The sequence below is a fragment of the Flavobacterium caseinilyticum genome (assembly GCF_004349085.1).
Taxonomy (GTDB): Bacteria; Bacteroidota; Bacteroidia; order Flavobacteriales; family Flavobacteriaceae; genus Flavobacterium; species Flavobacterium caseinilyticum.
On the sequence record NZ_SMFM01000004.1, the window covers coordinates 1 to 21,330 of the forward strand.

The 21,330-nt window shown below is 36.1% G+C and carries 19 protein-coding genes and 1 tRNA gene; 8 read left to right on the forward strand and 12 right to left on the reverse strand.

All coding sequences use genetic code 11. The annotated features are described in order from the left end of the window. Positions 1 to 135: ATP-binding protein (locus E0F89_RS09700; RefSeq protein ID WP_165930002.1), on the forward strand; the 135-nt coding region annotated here is incomplete at its 5' end. Between the two features lie 147 nt (positions 136 to 282). On the opposite strand, the gene E0F89_RS09705 is transcribed toward E0F89_RS09700, so the two are convergent. Genes E0F89_RS09705 through E0F89_RS09715 form a run of 3 tightly spaced genes read right to left on the reverse strand, consistent with a single transcriptional unit; the run spans position 283 to position 6,111 of the window. Next, a complete protein-coding gene (locus E0F89_RS09705) occupies positions 283 to 1,776 on the reverse strand; it encodes a class I SAM-dependent DNA methyltransferase (protein WP_131909600.1) in 1,494 nt (497 codons plus the stop codon). Position 1,777: 1 nt separating this feature from the next. After that, the gene (locus E0F89_RS09710) at positions 1,778 to 3,301 is read right to left on the reverse strand and encodes a restriction endonuclease subunit S (protein WP_131909601.1); all 1,524 of its coding nucleotides are present in this window, start codon (positions 3,299 to 3,301) and stop codon (positions 1,778 to 1,780) included. Beyond that, the gene (locus tag E0F89_RS09715) at positions 3,301 to 6,111 is read right to left on the reverse strand and encodes a type I restriction endonuclease subunit R (protein WP_131909602.1); all 2,811 of its coding nucleotides are present in this window, start codon (positions 6,109 to 6,111) and stop codon (positions 3,301 to 3,303) included. The genes E0F89_RS09710 and E0F89_RS09715 overlap by 1 nt, the downstream gene beginning before the upstream one ends. A gap of 198 nt (positions 6,112 to 6,309) precedes the next feature. On the opposite strand from E0F89_RS09715, the gene E0F89_RS09720 reads away from it, so the two are divergent. Further along, complete coding sequence (locus tag E0F89_RS09720; RefSeq protein ID WP_131909603.1) at positions 6,310 to 7,560, forward strand: hypothetical protein; 1,251 nt, start codon at positions 6,310 to 6,312, stop codon at positions 7,558 to 7,560. Between the two features lie 587 nt (positions 7,561 to 8,147). Here E0F89_RS09720 and E0F89_RS09725 read toward each other — a convergent pair. The 9 genes from E0F89_RS09725 to E0F89_RS09765 form a co-directional block, all read right to left on the reverse strand. Beyond that, on the reverse strand, positions 8,148 to 8,405 hold the full coding sequence (locus E0F89_RS09725) for a helix-turn-helix domain-containing protein (RefSeq protein WP_131909604.1): 258 nt from the start codon (positions 8,403 to 8,405) through the stop codon (positions 8,148 to 8,150). A 183-nt stretch (positions 8,406 to 8,588) separates the two neighbouring features. Next, complete coding sequence (locus E0F89_RS09730; protein ID WP_131909605.1) at positions 8,589 to 9,827, reverse strand: site-specific integrase; 1,239 nt, start codon at positions 9,825 to 9,827, stop codon at positions 8,589 to 8,591. A gap of 246 nt (positions 9,828 to 10,073) precedes the next feature. Further along, positions 10,074 to 10,148: transfer RNA gene (locus E0F89_RS09735), tRNA-Val, on the reverse strand. An 86-nt stretch (positions 10,149 to 10,234) separates the two neighbouring features. Beyond that, complete coding sequence (locus tag E0F89_RS09740) at positions 10,235 to 11,455, reverse strand: bifunctional folylpolyglutamate synthase/dihydrofolate synthase (protein WP_131909606.1); 1,221 nt, start codon at positions 11,453 to 11,455, stop codon at positions 10,235 to 10,237. A gap of 59 nt (positions 11,456 to 11,514) precedes the next feature. After that, positions 11,515 to 12,312, reverse strand: a complete 798-nt coding sequence (locus tag E0F89_RS09745; RefSeq protein WP_131909607.1) for an energy transducer TonB family protein — start codon at positions 12,310 to 12,312, stop codon at positions 11,515 to 11,517. Between the two features lie 28 nt (positions 12,313 to 12,340). Beyond that, positions 12,341 to 12,733, reverse strand: coding sequence for an ExbD/TolR family protein (locus tag E0F89_RS09750; RefSeq protein WP_131909608.1), 393 nt, complete (start codon positions 12,731 to 12,733; stop codon positions 12,341 to 12,343). A gap of 2 nt (positions 12,734 to 12,735) precedes the next feature. After that, positions 12,736 to 13,440, reverse strand: coding sequence for a MotA/TolQ/ExbB proton channel family protein (locus tag E0F89_RS09755; protein WP_131909609.1), 705 nt, complete (start codon positions 13,438 to 13,440; stop codon positions 12,736 to 12,738). 199 nt (positions 13,441 to 13,639) lie between these two features. Next, the gene (locus E0F89_RS09760) at positions 13,640 to 14,866 is read right to left on the reverse strand and encodes a Glu/Leu/Phe/Val dehydrogenase dimerization domain-containing protein (protein ID WP_131909610.1); all 1,227 of its coding nucleotides are present in this window, start codon (positions 14,864 to 14,866) and stop codon (positions 13,640 to 13,642) included. A gap of 67 nt (positions 14,867 to 14,933) precedes the next feature. Next, on the reverse strand, positions 14,934 to 16,004 hold the full coding sequence (locus E0F89_RS09765) for an anhydro-N-acetylmuramic acid kinase (protein WP_131909611.1): 1,071 nt from the start codon (positions 16,002 to 16,004) through the stop codon (positions 14,934 to 14,936). An 88-nt stretch (positions 16,005 to 16,092) separates the two neighbouring features. Between E0F89_RS09765 and E0F89_RS09770 the strand changes: the two genes are divergently transcribed. From E0F89_RS09770 to E0F89_RS09795, 6 genes are all read left to right on the forward strand, one after another. Next, positions 16,093 to 17,232: an acyl-CoA dehydrogenase family protein gene (locus tag E0F89_RS09770; RefSeq protein WP_131909612.1), complete on the forward strand. Its 1,140-nt coding sequence runs from the start codon at positions 16,093 to 16,095 to the stop codon at positions 17,230 to 17,232. Between the two features lie 183 nt (positions 17,233 to 17,415). Next, on the forward strand, positions 17,416 to 17,904 hold the full coding sequence (locus E0F89_RS09775; protein ID WP_131909613.1) for a DinB family protein: 489 nt from the start codon (positions 17,416 to 17,418) through the stop codon (positions 17,902 to 17,904). Next, the gene (locus E0F89_RS09780) at positions 17,892 to 18,602 is read left to right on the forward strand and encodes an NRDE family protein (RefSeq protein WP_131909614.1); all 711 of its coding nucleotides are present in this window, start codon (positions 17,892 to 17,894) and stop codon (positions 18,600 to 18,602) included. Before E0F89_RS09775 ends, E0F89_RS09780 begins: the two co-directional genes overlap by 13 nt. Positions 18,603 to 18,612: 10 nt before the next feature. After that, the gene (locus tag E0F89_RS09785) at positions 18,613 to 19,647 is read left to right on the forward strand and encodes an ATP-grasp domain-containing protein (protein ID WP_131909615.1); all 1,035 of its coding nucleotides are present in this window, start codon (positions 18,613 to 18,615) and stop codon (positions 19,645 to 19,647) included. A gap of 4 nt (positions 19,648 to 19,651) precedes the next feature. Continuing rightward, positions 19,652 to 20,299 (forward strand): LysE family transporter, encoded by a 648-nt coding sequence (locus tag E0F89_RS09790; RefSeq protein WP_131909616.1) that lies wholly within the window; start codon positions 19,652 to 19,654, stop codon positions 20,297 to 20,299. A gap of 58 nt (positions 20,300 to 20,357) precedes the next feature. Continuing rightward, a complete protein-coding gene (locus tag E0F89_RS09795) occupies positions 20,358 to 21,329 on the forward strand; it encodes a M28 family peptidase (RefSeq protein WP_131909617.1) in 972 nt (323 codons plus the stop codon). Position 21,330: the final 1 nt, after the last annotated feature.

The window sequence follows — 21,330 nt, forward strand, 5'->3', positions numbered from 1 at the left end:
GTACAAGGCTGGTATGACATCATTGGAGAAAAAACCATAGCTGATGCAATTCTGGATAGACTCATACATCAATCTCACCGACTCGAATTACATGGAGAATCTATGAGAAAGAAAAGAGGAATAAACAAAGGGTAATATTTTAAGTATATTTGAACACTAATTAACAGATGAAAAAAAGTAGTTTTTGATGTAAAATGTAGGTGGTCATTTTGCTCCGGAATTAGGTGGTCATTTTGAATTGGAATCAGGTGCTCACTTTAAATTGGAATTGGGTGGTCAATATCACTGGAATTTGCAGTTTAGGCCTGCTTCTATATTCTCAATGATCTCTTCTGCTAAAATATCGGGGTCAGGTAGATTGTCCAGATCAGCTAAGCTTTTGTCCTTGATCCAAAATATATCTAGGTTGGTTTTGTCTCTAGCTATGATCTCATCATAGGTAAATTTCCTCCATCGACCGTCAGGGTTTTCTTCGCTCCAAGTTTCTGTTCTTTTATGTCTGTTGTCTGTATTGTACACATCAATGAAGTCTTGCAGATGCGCCATTCGCATTGGATTCCTAACTGGTGTATGATGCACATTAGTCCTATAATCGTATATCCACACATCCTTTGTCCAAGCTTCTTTAGAGGCTGGCTTATTGTTAAAAAACAAGACATTAGCTTTTACTCCCTGCGCATAAAATATACCAGTAGGCAAGCGCAAAATGGTATGTAGCTCGGTGGTCTTCAATAGTTCCTTACGCACTGCTTCTCCTGCTCCTCCTTCAAACAAAACATTGTCGGGTAGCACTACAGCCGCTTCACCAGTAATCTTCAATTGGGTTTTGATATGCTGCAAGAAGTTTAACTGCTTGTTCGATGTAGAGGCCCAGAAATCTTGACGGTTATAGCTCAATTCTTGTTTCTCCAAGTTGCCCTCTTCAGTAGTGCTTGTCATACTGCTTTTTTTACCGAAAGGTGGATTGGCTAACACATAATCGTATCGGCTACCATCGTCTGCAATTAGGGCATCTGCACCAGAGATAAACGTGTCTCCATCGATTTCCCCTATGTTATGCAAGAACATATTCATCAGGCACATTCTGCGAGTGTTGGCTACGATCTCGTTACCGTGGAAGGTTTTGTTCTTTAGAAACTCCTTTTCCTCACGGTCCAGTTTGTTGTTGGCCACAATATAATCATAGGCTGCAAGAAAGAATCCTCCAGTCCCACAGGCAGGATCCGTAATAGTTTTTAGTGGCTTTGGCTGTATGCAGGCAACCATAGTTTTGATTAATGCTCTAGGGGTAAAGTATTGCCCGGCTCCACTCTTGGTGTCCTCCGCATTTTTCTCTAGTAAGCCTTCATATATTTTTCCTTTAACATCGGCTCCCATCAAGCTCCATTGCTCCTTGTCAATCATATCAATGACTTTCAAAAGCTTCGCAGGGTCTTGTATTTTATTCTGGCTCTTCGTAAAGATCTGTCCTAGGATTCCTTTTTCAGTGGACAAACTTCGTAGCAATTGGTTATAGAACATTTCCAGTTCCGCACCTCTTTTGCCTGACAGAGTTGGCCAATTGCACACTTCTCCATCTTCAGTCTCCTTATTGTCTGAATCCTTTATTCTAGGGAAAACTAAGTTTTTGGAATAGGGTGGTTTGTTTAGCTCGTCTGCCATCTTTAAAAACAGCAAGTATGTTATTTGTTCCAAGTAATCGCCATAGCCTACACCATCATCACGTAGTACATTAGCGAAGTTCCATACCTTTGATATTATTGTTGATTCTGTCATCTTATTTTTTATCTTTTACTCTTTTCTTACTAACAGGCGCCTTTTTTGCACCCGTTGCTTTCTCTTCCTTTATCCTTTTTAACAACACACTGGCAGGCTCATAATCTGGAGCCGACTTACAGGCTGCAAGTTCCTGATCGTTCAACAACCTGCCCTCAAAAGCTTTTTTAAGGATGCTTTGGTGCAAGGCTTTAGACTTTTCTAGACTCTCCACAATACTTTCTTCAACCTTATCGCATACCGACAAACGGCTTTCTATTTCCTGAACGATTTGCTGTTGTTCTTCAATAGAAGGTACTTTAATATAGTAAAGAGCAATTTGATCATACTTGACCCTTGGCTTATCACCAGAGGCTTGATTGTTTGACCATCTAACAAAATCCTGCTGATGTAAAATAAGTTTTAAGTAGTCTGGATTAATCATTGATATTGACTCTAAAATCAGAAACTCTCCCGAAGCAACACCCTCATACTCTGCCCTGTAAATTTTATTTAAATAAGGTCGTAGTCTACCATACAAAATATGATTTTTAGTAAACCAATTACCCGCACTTTTAAGCTCCTTAAACGTATACGTAAAACTGGGTTTTAATGTGTTTTTACTAATACAATCCATCCCTATAAACGGTAAATTCGGGGATTCTTTCGGCATTTTTTTAATTGAAATCTGAAAAACAATTTCGCCTAAATGTAAAATTGGCAAATCACCATTTTGTTCAATGATCTCAAAGCTTTCCATCTTCTTAGGCTTGCTTGGTTTACTTCCACCATCAATATTTTTCTCCCAAGATTTAACTGCTTTTTTCCAATCTTCTATCTGTTGCTTGTAGTGATTCTTCCGCTCTTTCTTGATTTGTTCTAAGAGTTCTCCTGGAGTTGGCAAGTTGTCTTGCTTTGCCCTCCACTCCTTCGTTAAGCCACCCTCAAAAGCCTTCTTCAATACAGCTTGTCTGTATATTTTAAGCTGCGCTTGCGCCTTCTTGAGATCGGCAATACCGCTGTCTAAACTGCTAAATAATTCCTCGATTTTGGCTACAATGGCGCGTTGTTCAGGGAGAGGCGGAATAAAAAGCCTAATCGGTTTAATTTCCTTAAGACCTGCCATATTTTGCATCCCAGAACCTCTAGAATCTTTAAGAATTAGATCTTGAAAAATTTTTGAACGAAAAAAATTAACAAAATAGTTATGATCAATAATCGTGTCGTTAATTCTAATTCGTAATAATGCCTGATTAATTATCCCCAATGGAGAACCTTCGGGCAGCCGAGCTATTTTTCCCATAGTACCTGAGCAACTAACTATGTAATCTCCAGGGCCAACATTGCAAGTTTTTAATTTATCATACGTTTCCTCACTAACAAAATATCTACCTATAGAAAAGTCATTATTTATAGCGTGTTGCTGTTCATAAACCTTAAATCCACTTTCAACAAAAATGGATTTTTTTAAATCTCCTCCAAATGGCCCTCTTTTAAAAGACAAAACCACTTCTTCAAAACTACATCCTACCCAATCTTCTCTCATTATGCTGCTAGTACCTCATTTAATTCATTCATAATTTCATTCATCTCGTTTCCAAAAAGCTGGTACATTTTGCCTCTTCCACCCTTGGCATCAAACGGTGTAAAATCGAGGTCTTCTATTTCTATATGGTAACTGCTAATTACGTGGTCTTTCAGCATTCGCAACCAGTCTAACTGCTCGGGTGTAAAACGGTTGTGTTGCCCGGTGTGCTGCTTGAAAATCCACTTGTTAAAATTGGCTTCAATTGTAGTATCAAAAGCTTTTAGTTCGGGGTCAATTCCGCAAGCTCTGCGTATTAACGACACCAAGGCGGTAAGTACATCTTTTGGCTGTTCGCTCTTCACTTCTTCCAAGGCTTTGTAAGCTTCCCAAACGTAATCAGGGGCAAGTTGTGGCTTTTCTAAAGTAAGTACCTCAAACACCTCTTGAATCATCTTAAACGTAATGTCCCTGCGGTTGTAGGGTTGGTTATAAAATATACTTAGAGCCTTAATTTCGTCCTTGTGCTTTAGCAGGTATTCGCTAAAATCTTTCACGATTTCGGTGGCTTTATCTACAGAAGTGGTGTCCCACTCCGATCTCGTTACTGCATCAATATTTACACTGTCAATAATTTGCTCGTGTTGCTTGCGCACGTTGTCAACATAATTATTAAGCTCTCCGTTAAAGGTTGTGGCAGCTAGAGTAATAAGAGCCTCCTGCGCCTCTTTACGGCTGTCTTCATAAGCTTGTGGTGTTCTGTCCTCAACAGGGATTTTAGCTATTAATCCCTGCGCTATTTCCTCGATAGCATCAGGATCAAAAGCAGTCAATAACTCCTTCGTGATTTGCTTTAAGTTTTTGCCTCCTGAATATTCCAACAGCTTCTCTTGCTCTTTGTCGGTTATTTGTTTGTCCAAACGTATTAGCCTATTTGCCAATGACAAAAATAAATCTTCGTCAGCTATTCCCATTGTAACGGCACCTAATAAATCCTTCAGTGCAATTGTTGGTTTGCGTTCTAATGGTCGGCTGTCTGTCTTTTTTGATTTAATGGCGCCAACCGCATCCACAATGACAAAGTGTGTCTTGGTCTTAGCTGTTTTAGATACCAGCTGCAAGGTGTCGCTATTGATGGTGCGTGTACCACGACCTTTCATTTGCTCGAAGTAATTGGTGCTCTTCACGTCTCGCATAAAAAGCAACACCTCCAAGGGCTTAACATCAGTGCCAGTAGCAATCATATCGACCGTTACTGCGATACGTGGATAATAGGAGTTCCTAAAACGGTTCAACACCGATTTTGGATCTTCAACTGCCTTGTACGTTACTTTTTTACAGAAGTCGTTGCCTTCGTCAAATTCTTCCCGAATTATTTTTATGATGTCGTCGGCGTGGCTATCGGTTTTTGCAAAGACAAGAGTCTTTGGCACTTCGTAGTCACCATTCTCGTCCACACGTTTCGGGAAAATAGTTGTTTTTAAAGCGTGCTTGTACTCTCTAATTATATTACGGATTTGGCTTGGGTTTACCACCTTTTTATCGAGGTCGTTTTTAGAGTACTCTGTGTCTTCTTCTTCCTGCTGCCAACGCTTTTTTCGTGTTAGTTTATCTCGTCTGTCTAGAAACCAACCTCCTTTTATAACATCCCCATTCTTGGATATTTCGGTTTCAATATTGTACACATCGTAGGGAACGTTTACACCATCGATAACCGATTCTTCATAGGTGTACTCGCTTACCACGTTTTCGTTGAAAAAACCAAAGGTTCTTTTGTCAGGTGTTGCAGTTAGGCCAATTAAAAAGGCATCGAAGTAATCCAGAACTTGCTTCCATAGATTGTATATTGATCTGTGGCATTCGTCAATTACAATAAAGTCAAACTGCTCAATCGGAACTTTTGGAGTGTACTCCACCGGCATAGCTTGCTTTTTACTCGCTTGCTGCTGCATCCAAGACGATTCATTGGGGTTGTCCTGTTCGGCACTTTCGTCCAATTCTTCGCCTTTCAGTATCGCATACATACGCTGAATTGTGGAAATACATACCTGACTATCACTGGCTATATAGCTCGATGTTAATCGCTGTACGTTGTATAACTCTGTAAACTTTCTGTTGTCGTCATTAGGCTGAAAAGTCATAAACTCCTGTTCGGCCTGTTCTCCCAAGTTTTTGGTGTCAACTAAAAACAAGATGCGTTTGGCATCTGCATTTTTCAGCAAACGATACACGAACGTTGCGGCTGTAAAGGTCTTTCCAGAACCCGTAGCCATCTGTATCAATGCCTTTGGCCTGTTCTTCTTGAACGAATGTTCAAGGTTGTTTACAGCCTTTATTTGAGCAGGTCTTAACCCTGTTTCATCTAAAACTGGAGATTTCTGCAAACGAGCTCTAAGACTATCGCCCTTTTTCAACCATTCTGCAATCGTGCCCGGCTGGTGGAAATGGAACACATTTCTACCTCTAGGTTTAGGGTCTCTATAATCTGTGAATCGTGTGACGATTCCTGTGCTCTCGTATACGAATGGCAGGGGATCGTTATTGAGGTATTTTAGCTTTGCTTTAGCGTACTCAGAAGACTGTTCTTCAACTACAGTAAGTCTGTGCCCTTCTTCCTCTTTTTTTGCTTCAATAACGCCTACAGGCTTTCTGTCAACAAATAAGACGTAGTCAGCAGGACCAATATCTGTTTGATATTCACGTACTGCAACACCTTTGCTTGCTGCTAAATTAACAGTTGATTTAGATTGTATTACCCAACCTGCATTGCGTAACATCTTATCAATGTTATCACGGGCAATTTGTTCGGGGTTCTGATTAATTATGGACATTTATAACTCTTCTTTTACAGCGATTAAGTATGTACAGCAAAAGCAGGTACAAAATCAAGGCTAAAAGTAACCAATATTAGTGGAGAATATTTACAAAAACATAAAGTTTATCAGAATTGATGAAAAAAATTATCTGCCAGACATACATTTTGTTTAGAAATGTGTATTACTAATGTAAGAAACACAAATATGAAGAATATGAAGAATTTAACAATAAAATTTACCGGTGGATATCGTCAAGTTTCTAAACATCTAACTCGTGAGCACGGTGCTAACTTTGCAATAATCGTTGATGCCTTAGTTTACATCCATAATGCGGATTCAGACAAGCTAGTGAACATCAACGGCAATTGGGCAGTAAGAGCATCAAACGCTTTTCTATCGCGCCATACGGGTCTTGGATTGTCGATTATAAAAGCGAATATAGACAAGATAGAAAGAACAGGACTTGTAGCAGTCATCACCAAGGGACAAGGAAATACAAGGCACTATGTAATAAACATTGAAAACATAAATACCTATATAACAGCATTGAAACCTAAATTTGAAAAATGGTATGAGAAATCAATAATGTCTAGTAAAAAAGACAAAGCAAGATCAGTCGAAGCAGATAATAATAAACTTAAAAAAAGCAAGGAAGACTTTGCAAAGACCCTAGCAAAAATTAAAGTGATAACTGGAGAATCAAAAGTTGGGTTGGTTGAAAACCGACCAACCCAAACAGCTACAACCCGCCAACCTAATACGCTAAAACCTACCGTAGCAGAAACAGCAAAAAAAACAGCAAAAGAAACAACAACAAAGAAAAAAAATGTTGTTGTTGATATTTTTAATCAAAAAGACTCGAAAGGTGCTTTCATATTTATCAAAGAAATTGGTAAATCAGTATACAAAAAAGAATATCAGAAATACACCAAAAATTATACAAAAGAGCAGTTAGAAAAAATTTTAGATGCAGTTCAGGAAGCAGCCATTGAAGATTTGGACGTTGGTGATGATGATTTGGATTTTGACAATGCCGTCAGTAATGAAAAGGCAAAGAATTTATTTAGTAAAGTTTATTCTAGGAATGAAATTACGGGACATATCTACAAATTGATATTAAATGCAGAAAGTAAGGAAAAATATAAAATGAAAGAAGAATATGAAACAACTAAAGAACCTGCTAGCCAAGATATTTCAAACAACAATTGGAAGATTTTAAAAAATGCCTATAGTGAACTGCCTAACATCCCAAATCAGGGAAAATTTTTCACATCAAAACAGGATGTATATAACTTTTCAAATCTTTCAGAGTTTAGGCAAGAGTGGGTCATAGAACAAGTTGTAAATATGAAAAAAGCAAATACAACAACTTCGAGACCCTCAATTTACATTGAAGAGGCAATGAAAGAAAAACTTAACATTAGCTATAATCCAATAAAGAGCATAATAAACATAGGTCTTTAGAGCATCCGGAGACTCCACAACCTTCAATTGTTTTGGATTGCTAGCTATTGTAAATGTATCAACGTAGAGACCCTTTTCGCAACTCCCAATCAAGATTTGTATCACCTGGCTGTGAAGAGTTTCACACTCTTTAAAAAGAGGATGAATTTCCCAAGCAAAATAAATCTGGAGTGCTCACAAGATAGCTGACGTGTAGCTCTTAATTTTTCAACACAAATATCCTCGCTTTTAAGAGGCTATTGTTTGTTTGAATATGTTACGTAATATTGTAATGAGATTGAGGATTATAACGCTTCTTATGCCTTTAAAAGCATCGCATTTGTGTTGATCTCTGTAGATTTAATTCGAGACATTATAAATGGTTTTATCGGTCACTTTTTTATTGGTTCAGCTTGGGTTTTTAAGTATAAAAATGATGCATTCTTTTTTAGATGCATCAATTATGAGCTTCAACCAAAAACTCTTGCTATCTGTTTTGTCAAGCTCTACGCCTGCAACAAAGTCAGCGTATTTGTAGATAGGTCTTCTCATAGATTTATAGTTGAATAGAGGTGTAAATACAATACCTACACCTCTTACAACTCCACTTAATTAACGCGATTTTCTTTAAGGATAGCTAGAACTACGTCGTAATCATATAAAATAGTTGTCCCCACTTTACTATAAGGCAGTGTCCCATTGATACGCATATTTTGAAGTGTACCAGCCGAGATATTAAACATTTCCCTCATTTCTCGCGATCTAAGGAATTGCTTGTTTTGACCGGTACTTATAGGTTTTAAAGCCTCTAGCACTTCTTGTTTGAAGCTATTAAATTCTTCCCTTGTTATGATTTCTAAATTCATCTTTACTGGTTTTTTTTTAATTATTGTTTCCCATCTAATAAGGCTTAATTATATAGTACTTTAATAATTATTTAAAATGCTTCTGAGGGACAATTATTTTAAAAATAAAATTGCGGGTAAAGCAATTAAAGGTCATAAAAAAGCCCTTAATTACTTAAGGGCCTTACAATTTAAGGTCAACACTTACACAGCTTCACTTATGGGATCATCTCCTTCTTTTTGAATGGCATTATTTAGATTCGCCATAAACTTTGCTACATCACTTACAAGCTTTGTCTCTATAAGCTTACCATAGTGAAGCGTCATATTTAGAGACTTGTGACCCATCACCTTAGATAAGGTTTCAATCGGCAGTCCATAAGGAAGGGCTATGCTTGTCGCAAAAGAGTGTCTGGCTAAATGGCTTGTTAACACTGTTTTAATGCCGCAAATATCTCCTATTTCCTTGAGATAGGCATTCATTTTTTGATTACTTAAAACTGGCAAAAGCTTGCCAGAATTTAACGCCAATGGATCGTCCTTGTATTTTTCAAATATTTCGTCGATAATTGGCGGTATTGGTATTTTGCAAAAGGTGTTGGTTTTTTTTCTATTAATATTAATCCAACGTGTGCCATCAAGATTAGTCACAATATCATTCTTGCATAGTAAATTCACGTCCACGTAAGCAAGTCCGGTGTAGCAGCATACAATAAAAACATCTTTTACCTGGTCAAGTCTCTTAATGGTAAATTCTTTTTTTTGAATAGTATCAATCTCGTCCTTGGTCAAATAGCCCGTTGCTATTTTCTCTTTCTTTACCTTGTAATTTAAAAATGGGTTCTTGTCGATCCAACCCTTGTCCAAGGTAGTTAGGACTATTTGCTGAAGAGTTTTAACAATTCTGATAGCGGAGTTATTAGAGATTTTTCTTTCCGAACGCAAGTAATAATCAAAATCGGTGACAAACTGATAGTCTATGCTTTTGATGTCAATGTCTCTCAACTTATATTGAAACACTAGGTATTTCTTGACGTTGTTTAAAACGGCTTCATACTTTTTATATGTCCCAGGTTCTACAAGCCTTTTAATGCGTTTATTTTCGTATTCAAATACTTCAATTAGCGTATGGATTTTCTCTTTTACACCTGTATATTTATTCATCAAACTTTCAACAGTGACCCTTATATGGTTATTAACCAGCGCTTGTTCTGCTAAATTAATGTTGTTTTCTACTGAGACAAGCTTTTTATTTAAGTTGGCAATTGCCTCCGTGTTGCCTTTGCCTCTCTGCTTGTTTTTATCCCAACGATTAGGGTCTATGCTTCTGTTTAAGCTCGTTTCTTTTCTCTTGCCGTCTACGGTAAGTCTTAAATAGATTTGGCTCTCTCCTTTAGAATTCGTTCTGCTTTTCAGGTACATTAAAATTGATACATTCTCCATTGTTTTATGATTTATGATTAATATTATACTTAGATAATACCGGAAATCAACAACAAAGAAAAGCGGAAGAAATAATTTTTCCCTTTCCTATCATTTAATTTCAGGTGTCCATAAAAAAAATTAAAAATGCTCTCGATTTGGATACCCTAGGAAGGAGAAAAAATGTGGATTTTGATATATAAAACCAAAAAAAAACACCGTAAACATTAAATTTACAGTGTTTTGATAAAACTTATTTAAAAGTAGTGGGCGATGAGGGGTTCGAACCCCCGACCCCCTCGGTGTAAACGAGGTGCTCTGAACCAGCTGAGCTAATCGCCCTAATGCAATTTAGTTACTTTCGTTCCCGTTATTGCGTGTGCAAATATACGCCACTTTTCTAGATTTGCAAGTAAAAACGAAAAAAATTATAAAATTTCTGCTACTACAAAGGTGCTTCCGCCAATGTATATAAAATCAGATTTCGCTGCGTTTTGAATTGCTTTTTGATAAGCTTCTGAAACAGAATTGTATACTTGTCCTTTTAGTTCGAAAGTTGCTGCTTTTTGTTTTAGAATTACCACATCCAGCCCGCGGGGAATATTTGGTTTACAGAAATAATAAATTGCTTTTTTAGGGAATAAAGGCAGGATTTCATCTAGATCTTTGTCATTTACCACTCCCAAAACAATATGTAAAGTATCAAAATCTTCTTTTTGTATCTGTTGTAAAACAATTTCCAGTCCGTTTTTGTTGTGTGCAGTGTCACAAATAACTTTTGGAAACTCATTCAATTGTTGCCATCTTCCCTGAAGTCCGGTATTTTTTACCACATTTAATAAGCCGGATTTTGTGTTTTCGGGAATGATTTTAAATTCGTTCTGACTGTTTAAAACTTTTATGGTTTGTAATACCGTCTTTTTATTGTGTATTTGATAATCACCAATTAAATCAGATGGATAGGTTTCTGAAACCAAATCCGCAGCAAAATAAATTTCTGAATTACATTCTTTGGCTTTGGCCAAAAAAACGGGTTTTGTCCCGGGAGTATACTCTCCAATAATTACGGGAATATTTGGCTTTATAATTCCTGCTTTCTCTGAAGCGATAGCTTCAATTGTGTTACCTAAAAATTGTGTGTGATCCAGTCCTATATTGGTAATAACCGAAACTAACGGCTTAATGATATTTGTCGCATCCAAACGACCGCCCATTCCAACTTCGATAACGGCGATGTCCACTTTTTCTTTCGCAAAATAATCAAAAGCTAGTCCAACGGTCATTTCGAAAAAACTCATGTCACTGGATTCGAAAAAACTTTTGTGTTCATTGATGAATTCAGTGACAAAGTTCTCAGTAATATCTGTTCCGTTGATTTTAATGCGTTCTCGAAAATCCTTTAAATGGGGTGAAGTATACAATCCAACTTTATAACCTGCTTCTTGAAGTATGGATGCCAACATGTGCGAAGTGGATCCTTTTCCATTGGTTCCCGCAACATGAATGCACCTTATTTTTTCTTGTGGATTATCAAGATGTGCGATGAGCAAATGCGTGTTGGTTAAATCTTTCTTGTATGCCGCGGCACCCTGAAGTTGGTACATCGGGAGTTGATTAAACATCCAATTTATGGTTTCCTGATAATTCATGAGGTCTATAAATAATAAAAACCCAAAGGTACTTGAGTTTTTATTGTTTATAATAATGATTATTCGCTTATTTTAAAATTAACGGTTATGAAGCCAATTTGGGTTTCAGGTGCGTTTGGGTCTGGTTGCCATTTGTATTTTCTGGCCGTTGCCAATGCGGGTTCCACGAGACAGGGGTTGGTATTTGTTGTTCCTTTGGTGTATTTGGCGGCAATTACATTACCATTCCTGTTTACTGTGATCTGCACTACAACGGTTCCGAATTCGTTACATTTTTGAACTTCTTTTCCACGAGAGCTGATGCTTCTGCCATTTAAACCCCAGCCGCTTCCGTTGCCACTTCCACTTCCTGAACCGTAGTACGTGTTTGCGTAAGGATTGCCGTTTGGGCTTCCTTTATCTCCTGCTATATTGTCATTTCCTTCACCTCCTTGAGCCTTTCCAACAGATTTCGGGCCATTTAAAATACTAGATAAAGCGTCAGAGGTACTTTTTGAAGGTTTCGGGATTTCTTGAGGCTTTGGTTTAACTTCTTCTTTGGCAACTTGTTTAGTAGGTTGAATTTTTTTGGCTTGTTTTATAACTACAGCTTCTTCGATATCTTGAGATAAGACTTCATCATCACTAGTGGCGGATTCTTTTGCTGCTGTAGCTATGGGAGCTGATTGAATTGGTTCGGTAGGTTGGACGTCGCCAGATCCAAACTCAGTTGTTCCAAAGTTGATTGCAATTCCATTTTCGGGAGGTGGGTCTAAAGATGTTAATCCTAAATAGAAGAACAAAATAAATAGAACCACAAAAATAATTGATGTGATTGCAAATGATTTTTTTTCTTCCTCTGTTTCTATATATTTCATTTAGAATAAATCTTTATACGCACTAAAATTATTTGGGTCTAACTGCTAAGACTACCTTGATTTGGTTTCGGTTTGCAATGTCTAAAACATTCACTGCTTTTTCAATTGGCACTCCTTCTTCAGCTCTTAAAATAATAGCTTTTTCTTTATCACCAGCGAACATGGATAATAATTTTGATTCCAAGTCAGTTTCTAAAACTGGTTCTTTGTCAATAAAAAGTTCTAATTTCTTATTGATACTTACTGAAATATTTTTGTTACTGTCTGTTTTTCCTTTTGCTTTTGGTAAAACTAAATTCAGAGCATTTGTTGTCACCATTGTAGATGTCAGCATAAAAAATATCAGTAATAAAAAAACAATATCCGTCATGGATGACATATTGAATTCTGCGCTAACTTTATTTCTTCCTCTTAAATTCATGATTATGCTGGGTCGTTTAATAAGTCTAAGAAGTCAACTGCATTGGCTTCCATTTGATGAACTATCTTGTCTGTTTTTACTACCAGGTGGTTGTAACCCACGTATGCAATAATACCAACAACCAAGCCAACAACGGTTGTTGTCATAGCGGTATAAATTCCTTCAGAAAGTGCACCTACTTCAATTTGCCCGCCAGAACTAGCCATTTTGTGGAACGCCTGAATCATTCCCACAACTGTTCCAAGAAAACCCGTCATGGGTCCCGCTCCAGATATTGTAGCAAGCATGCTGACATTTCTTTCGAGTTTGTAAATTTCAAGTTTTCCTGCATTTTCAATAGCAGTATTTATGTCATCAAGTGGTTTTCCTATTCGTGAAATACCTTTCTCGATCAGTCGTGCAACTGGAGATTTATAGTGTGCACAGATAATTTTTGCGTTATCAATTCGGCCGTTCTTGATGTTATCTTTAATTTGCCCCATGAAGTTCGTGTCAACTTTTGAAGCTGCGTTGATGGCCATTAAACGTTCAAAATAGAGATATAAAGCGATAAAAAACATCAGAAATAATGAAATCATTATTATTTGACCTGCTAATCCTCCGCTAGTTAATAGTTCAATAATTGATAAAGTTTTTTCAACAGGAACTGCATCGACTACACTTTCTTGTGCGACGGATAAGCTATCCGCTTGTAACAATAGACTCATAAAAATTTTATTTGGTATAAAAACGCTAATATATTATAAAAATTGCTATTTTGTTAGTTTAAAATATTCAACAGTAAGGTTTTGTTTTAGGTATTACTATAAAGCAACAAAAAAGTCAGTTTAATACATTTGTTATGAACATAATGCGTTTAACTGACTGATTATTATTTGTTTTTTAACTTTAAAAAAAGAACGAGAACTATGTTAACTGCTTCAGTGCGATTTCAAAAGCAGTGGCACTTATATTTGTTTTACTTGGATTTAAAGCATGTGCTTTTTCAATTGCTTTTTTGATGATTTCTGATGTGTCATGAAAAATAGCTTCATCCGTCATTTGTACTTTCTTTTCCATGAAGTAAGCAAAAACTCTTGCCATACCACAATTAGAAATAAAGTCAGGAATCAAACTTACTTTGTGATCAACATCTTCCATAATTGGACCGAAAAATATCTCTTTGTCTGCAAAAGGAACATTCGCACCACAAGAAATCACTTCAAGACCATTCGCAATTAAGCTGTCAATTTGAGATTGAGTTACCAATCGAGAAGCGGCACATGGAGTGAATATTTCAGCACCAATGGTCCATATTTTTTGATTGATTTCTTCAAACGGAATCATATTTTCAGCAACCAGTTTATTTCCGTCTTTGGCAAGAAATAAAGCTCTTATTTCTTCAAAAGAGAATCCTTCTTCATTGATTAATCCGCCATCTCTGTCAATAATACCAATAACTTTAGCGCCCATTTCGGCTAAGTAAAATGCTGCGGCCGAACCTACATTTCCAAAACCTTGTACGATTGCTTTCTTCCCTTTTACATCTCCACCGTAAATCGTGTAATAATTACGAACGGCTTCAGCAACGCCATAACCGGTAATCATATCAGCAATTGTATATTTTTTGGAAACATCCGGTGAGAATTTTGGATTTTCAATAACTTTTACCACACCTTGACGCAATTGCCCAATTCTATTAATTTTGTCCGCTTGGGTCGGTTTGAAGTGACCGTTGAAAACGCCTTCTTGCGGATGCCAAACCCCACATTCTTCCGTCATTGGAATCACTTCGTGAATTTCATCTACATTCAAATCGCCACCAGTTCCGTAATAACTTTTCAATAAGGGAGAAACTGCTTTATACCAACGTTGTAAAACGCCTTTTTTTCTTGGATCATTTGGATCAAAATTAATTCCAGATTTTGCTCCGCCAATAGCAGGCCCGGAAACCGAAAATTTCACTTCCATGGTTTTTGCCAAAGACAAAACTTCATTCATATCCAACCCTTTTCTCATCCGAGTTCCACCACCGGCTGCACCACCACGAAGCGAATTGATGACTGTCCATCCTTCGGCTTCTGTTTCAGCATCTTTCCAATGGAAAACTATCTCAGGTTCTTTATTTTCGAATTTCTTTAATAAATCTTTCATTTGTTGCGATATGTTTAATTTTGGCAAATATAAAAAATAGAATAATGTGAAATATGTATTTTTAATTTTATTTTGGAGAATAAATCATTCCAGAGCTATGATCGGATTTTGCTCCTGTAACGCTGCTTAAAACATTGATTTCTCCTCGTAATTTTAAAACTCCGAGTAATCCAAAAATCAGCGCTTCTTTGAATTCCAATATTTTAGCGGACGGAATTATGATTTTCATTTTTGGTAAATGCATTTGAATTCGCTCTAGTAGAAAATCATTGTACGCGCCGCCGCCGGTTATAAAAAGGCTGCCGTTTTTATTTGGCAAAGCCAAAGCAATTTGCAAAGCTACGTGTTCGGTAAAAGTGTGTAATTTATCTTCAATAGGAATAGAATGATTTTCGATTTTAGGCAAAATAACTTCTTTTACAAATTCAAAACCCAATGATTTAGGATGTTTTTTTTGGTAGTAATCCAAAGCATTTAATTCATCTAATAAATCTTCGTTACAAATTCCAGTTCTTGAAATATTTCCTTTGTCATCATAATCTAATCCCAATTGATTGGCGTAAAAATTTAAAACGGTATTTACAGGCGAAATATCAAAGGCGATTCTTTCTTTGTTTTGTTCAGAAGAAACATTCGAAAAACCTCCTAAATTCATGCAATAATCATATTCAGAAAATAAAATCCGGTCGCCGATTGGTACCAAAGGAGCACCTTGACCGCCCAGCAGAACATCCTGAACTCTGAAATCACAAACCACAGTTTGGTTAATTAAATCAGCGATTTCAGGTAAGTTGCCAATTTGTAAAGTAAATCCTTTAAGTGGTTGGTGCAAGATTGTGTGTCCATGAGAACAAACGGCATCAATATCTTTTATTTCAAACTTCTCGATAAAATCAGAAATAATCGTAGCCAGAAGTTGGGTGTAATCTTGATTTAACTTCTGAAGTTCTGTATCGGAAAAATCAACAGCTTTCTTTAATTTGTTTAACCAATCCAATGGATAAGAAACGGTTTTACATTCTGCAATCTCAAATTCCCATTTGCCGTTTTTTACAGTAAAAACAATATGTGCCAGATCTACACCGTCGAGCGAAGTTCCGGACATTACTCCTATAATAATATACTTTTCTTTAAACATTGGCTAAATTTACGAAATCGTATGAAATTTAATTTTTAATAATTACTTTTGTTGACAAATTTAAGAACAATTAACTTACTATAAAAATATGGATTTTAATCTAACCGAAGAGCATTTAATGATTCAGCAAGCCGCTAAAGATTTTGCTATAGCAGAATTATTACCTGGCGTTATTGAACGTGATGAACATTCAAAATTCCCAACTGAGCAAGTGAAAATGATGGCCGATTTAGGTTTTATGGGAATGATGGTCGATCCTAAATATAGCGGATCCGGTTTAGATAGTATTTCCTATGTTTTGGCCTTGACTGAAATTTCAAAAATTGATGCATCCGCAGCGGTAATTATGTCGGTAAATAATTCATTAGTTTGTGCTGGTATTGAAAAATATTGTAGTGAAGAGCAAAAAATGAAATATCTGGTTCCTCTTGCTAAAGGGGAAGTAATTGGCGCTTTCTGTCTTTCGGAACCGGAAGCGGGAAGTGATGCGACTTCGCAAAAAACGACAGCAATTGATAAAGGGGATCATTATTTGTTAAACGGTACAAAAAATTGGATAACTAATGGTTCCTCAGCATCTACCTACATTGTAATTGCTCAAACGGATCTTGAAAAAGGGCATAAAGGTATTAATGCTTTTATTGTAGAAAAAGGTTGGGCAGGATTTGATATTGGAATAAAAGAAAAGAAAATGGGAATCCGCGGGTCCGATACGCATTCTTTAATGTTTACTGATGTTAAAATTCCGAAAGAAAACCGAATTGGGGAAGATGGTTTTGGGTTTAATTTTGCAATGTCAGTTTTAAACGGTGGACGAATAGGAATTGCTTCGCAGGCGCTAGGAATAGCGACCGGAGCGTATGAATTGGCATTGAAATACTCGCAAGAGCGAAAAGCTTTTGGAAAAGAAATTTTCAAACACCAGGCAATTGCTTTCAAATTAGCTGATATGGCGACTCAAATTATGGCTGCGAAAATGTTAGTTCTCAAAGCTGCCTCTGAAAAAGATGAAGGTAAAGATATTTCACAATCTGGTGCTATGGCAAAGTTATTTGCATCTCAAACTGCAATGGATACTACAATTGAAGCTGTTCAAATTCACGGAGGAAATGGATATGTAGCCGAATATCATGTAGAGCGTATGATGCGCGATGCCAAAATTACTCAGATTTATGAAGGAACTTCTGAAATACAAAGAATTGTAATTTCACGAACTTTAGTTTCTTAAATTAAAATTCAATAAATAATAAATTCCTTTCCAAAAACAATTGGGAGGGTTTTTTTTGCCTTTTTTTATGCTGCGACTAGAATTAAAAAATGATGGATTCACGCTTTTTATTGTGGTACTAATTAACTTTCTTTGTTTTGTAAAGAGACAGCTAAAATTACCTTGTGGAATTTAAATTTAAATATGCTAATACCTTCAATAAATAATTGTTTAAAGGAATTGATTGATTTACTGAATCAATTGTCTCAGGTAGAGTACTCAAATTCTTTTGCAGAATTAAGTAATGCCTCTATTGGGGAGCATACCAGACATATTATTGAGATGTTTCAGTGCTTAGAAAATCAATATGATTCGGGTCTTTTGAATTATGATAAAAGAGAACGGAACATTCGTATTCAAACGGATATCGCTTTTGCTATCGAAAATATTGTGTTGATTCAACGAAATTTAGACAAGAAAAACAAAAATATTGAGCTGTTGCAGGTTATTGATGGAGAGGAAATCCGAATTGGAAGTAACTATTTCAGAGAATTATTGTATAATTTAGAGCATTGCATTCACCATCAAGCGCTGATTAAAGTGGCTATTTTGCAATATGAAACAGTGGTAGTGGATCCTAATTTTGGCGTTGCGCGCTCCACAATAGAATATAGAAATCAATGTGCACAGTAAGTTTTGTAACGACCAATGATAAAATTATCATTACATCCAATCGAGATGAAAAAACAGTACGGCCAAGTGCAATACCACCAAAAAATTATATCATAAACGGAAAAAACCTGGTTTTCCCAAAGGATCCAAAAGCTGGAGGAACGTGGTTTGCAGCTAGTGCTGACGGAGTAATTTTGGTACTTTTAAACGGTGCCGATGAAAAGCATAAGGTACAACTTCCGTATCGAAAAAGTCGTGGGTTGATCGTTTTAGAACTGATCAGCAGCTTTTCGCCAAAGGATTTCTGGACCGAAATTGATTTACAAGAGATAGAACCTTTTACATTAGTTTTATTTCAAGATAATTCTCTTTTTCAATTGCGCTGGAACGGTAAAGAGAAAGAAACGACATCTTTGGACATTCATCAAAATCATATTTGGTCTTCATCGACTTTGTATTCCTCGTCGATTCGAGAAAAACGTGCCGACTGGTTCCATACTTTTATGAATGCAAATTCTGAAATTTCCGAATCAAAAATGCTCGATTTTCATCGTTATACTGAAGAGGGGAATGATGAAAACGGATTAATTATCAATAGAAATGAAGAATTGAAAACGTTGAGTATCACGCAATCGGTTATTGAAAAAAATAAAGTAGCTATATTGCATTACGATTTGATTGCGCAACAGGATTTTTCGACCTCATTTATCACCGTTTAAAGAACTTACTTTGAAGCTATTTTTTCATAAAATTGCACATTGGGAATATTGGCCTTTCCAAATTGTTTACATTCCTATTTATTTTCTTTGGTCCTATTATTCTATAAAGGCGAAATCTATTTTTTTCTTTAATGCTTCAAATCCAACCATAAAAAATGGCGGTTTTATGATGGAGTCCAAAAAAGAAATCTATGATTTGATTCCACAGCAGTATTATCCAAAAACGGAATTAATAAAAGAAGGAACTTCTCTTGAAGAAATTTTAAAGACTATTACAGTAGCACAAATAAAATATCCATTGATTGCAAAACCAGATATTGGACTGCGCGGATCTGGAGTTAAAAAAATCAATTCGATTACCGATTTGAAAAAATACGATGATAAAGCAAATTTTGATTACGTAGTACAGGATTTAATTCCTTACCACAACGAAGTTGGAATTTTTTATGTGCGTTATCCTCACGAAAAAGCCGGCAGAATCACAGGAATAGTTTCCAAAGAATTTCTGATTATTACCGGAAACGGAATTTCTACCGTTGAAGAATTAATTAAAGAAAATCCGCGTTACGAACTTCAATTAAAAGTTTTGAAAAAGGAATATGGAAAGAAACTACTCGATATTCTTTCAAAAGGGGAAAAATTGAATTTGGTCCCTTATGGGAATCACGCACGAGGAGCAAAATTTATTGATGGAAGCCATTGGATAACACCAAAACTGACGGAAACAATAAATAAAATGTGTCTTCAAATTCCGGGTTTTTACTTTGGGAGATTGGATATGATGTATCATACAATTGAAGAATTAGAACAAGGATTAAACTTCTCGCTTGTGGAGTTGAATGGAGCAGGAAGCGAGCCTACCCATATTTATGATCCAAAGCATTCTTTGTTTTTTGCTTGGAAGGAGCTCTCGCGTCACATTACTTATATGTATGAAATAAGTGCGGCTAACCATAAAAATGGAGTTCCCTATTTACTGCACAAAGACGGCATGAAGGAGTACAGAATGCACCTAAAACAAAGTAATAAAATTGTAAATTTCTAAAGTTATGAAGGCATTAAAGAACATTTTTGTTGGTTTTTTAGTGAGCTTTATCGGTTCGATACCGCTGGGATATTTGAATGTTATAGGTTTTGAAATGTATGCAAAACTGGGAATGAAAGCTTTGATTTTCTTTTTGTTTGGAGTTGTTTTTGTGGAAATGTTTGTGATTTATTTCACTTTAATTTTCGCAAAGCAATTAGTAAATAATAAAAAATTAATGAAGATTATTGATTTTTTTGCCGTTTTCTTCCTTTTGATCATCGGCTATTCTTTTTACGCCAATGCTAATCAAACAATGGAACAACAAGGCGTTTTAGAAAAAAATATAATGTATTCACCGTTCCTAATCGGTGTTTTTTTAAGTGGTATCAATTTTCTTCAAGTGCCATTTTGGACTGGTTGGAATCTTTTTTTGATCAATGGGAATTATATTTCCATTGTAAATAAACTCAAACTGTATTATATTGCAGGGACTTTAATCGGCACATTCATGGGGATGCTGAGTTTAGTTTTGATATTGAGCACTTTGAATCAAAACACTGCCAGCTTTTCTAGATATGTAATTCCTTATGTGATTCCGTTGTTCTTTGTGGTTTTAGCTGTTGTTCAAATGGTCAAAGTGTATAAAAAATATTATCAAAAAAGAGTCTAATTATAAAATTTTAATGCTGAATCTTAGCATTTTTATTAACCAAAAATCCGCTTTAATTATGAAAAAAGTTTTTCTTTTACTTCCATTTCTTTTCTTGTGCTGCAAACCAACTTCGTCCGTTGTAAATGAGACCGCAATACGTGAACCGTTGTCAATTACGTATAAAGTAAAAGAAAATGATGTTGCTAAAACATTAAAATATTTAGCTTCGGATGAACTGGAAGGAAGAGAAACCGGAAAAGCTGGAATGATAAAAGCTGCTGATTATTTAGAGCAATTTTTTATTGATAACAATGTAAAACCGTATTTCAAATCGTATCGCGATACCTTATCGACTTTCAAGGAAACGGCTTTTAATGTGGTAGGTTTTGTTGAAGGAAGCGACCCAGTTTTAAAAAATGAATTTGTACTATTAAGTGCCCATTACGACCACATTGGAATTGATAAAAAAGGGGTGAATGGTGATTTTATAAACAATGGAGCCAATGATGATGCATCAGGAACAACTGCGGTTGCTGAAATGGCAAAATATTTCAGTATGACTAAAAACAACAAAAGAAGCGTCCTTTTTGTGTTTTTTGCTGGGGAAGAAAAAGGATTGTTAGGTTCTAAACATTTAGCCAAAAAACTGAAAGCGCAGGATTTTAAATTGTATGCTCAGTTCAATATTGAGATGATTGGTGTGCCAATGAAAAGAGATTATCTAGCTTATATTACTGGTTTTGACAAATCGAATATGGCGGGCAAAATCAATGAATATACAGGAAAAAATACGATCGGTTTTCTTCCAAAAGAAGCCGAATACAAATTGTTTTACAGATCTGATAATTACTCTTTTTATGAACTTTTCAAAGTGCCTTGCCAGTCTGTAAGTACATTTGATTTTGAAAACTTTGAATTTTACCATCATGTTTCTGATGATTTCAAAGCAATGGATATTCCGCACATGACTTCATTTATTCAGGAATTACTGCCAGCTGTCGCAGAAATGGCAAATTCACCAACTCAGGAAATAATCATGCTGAAATAGT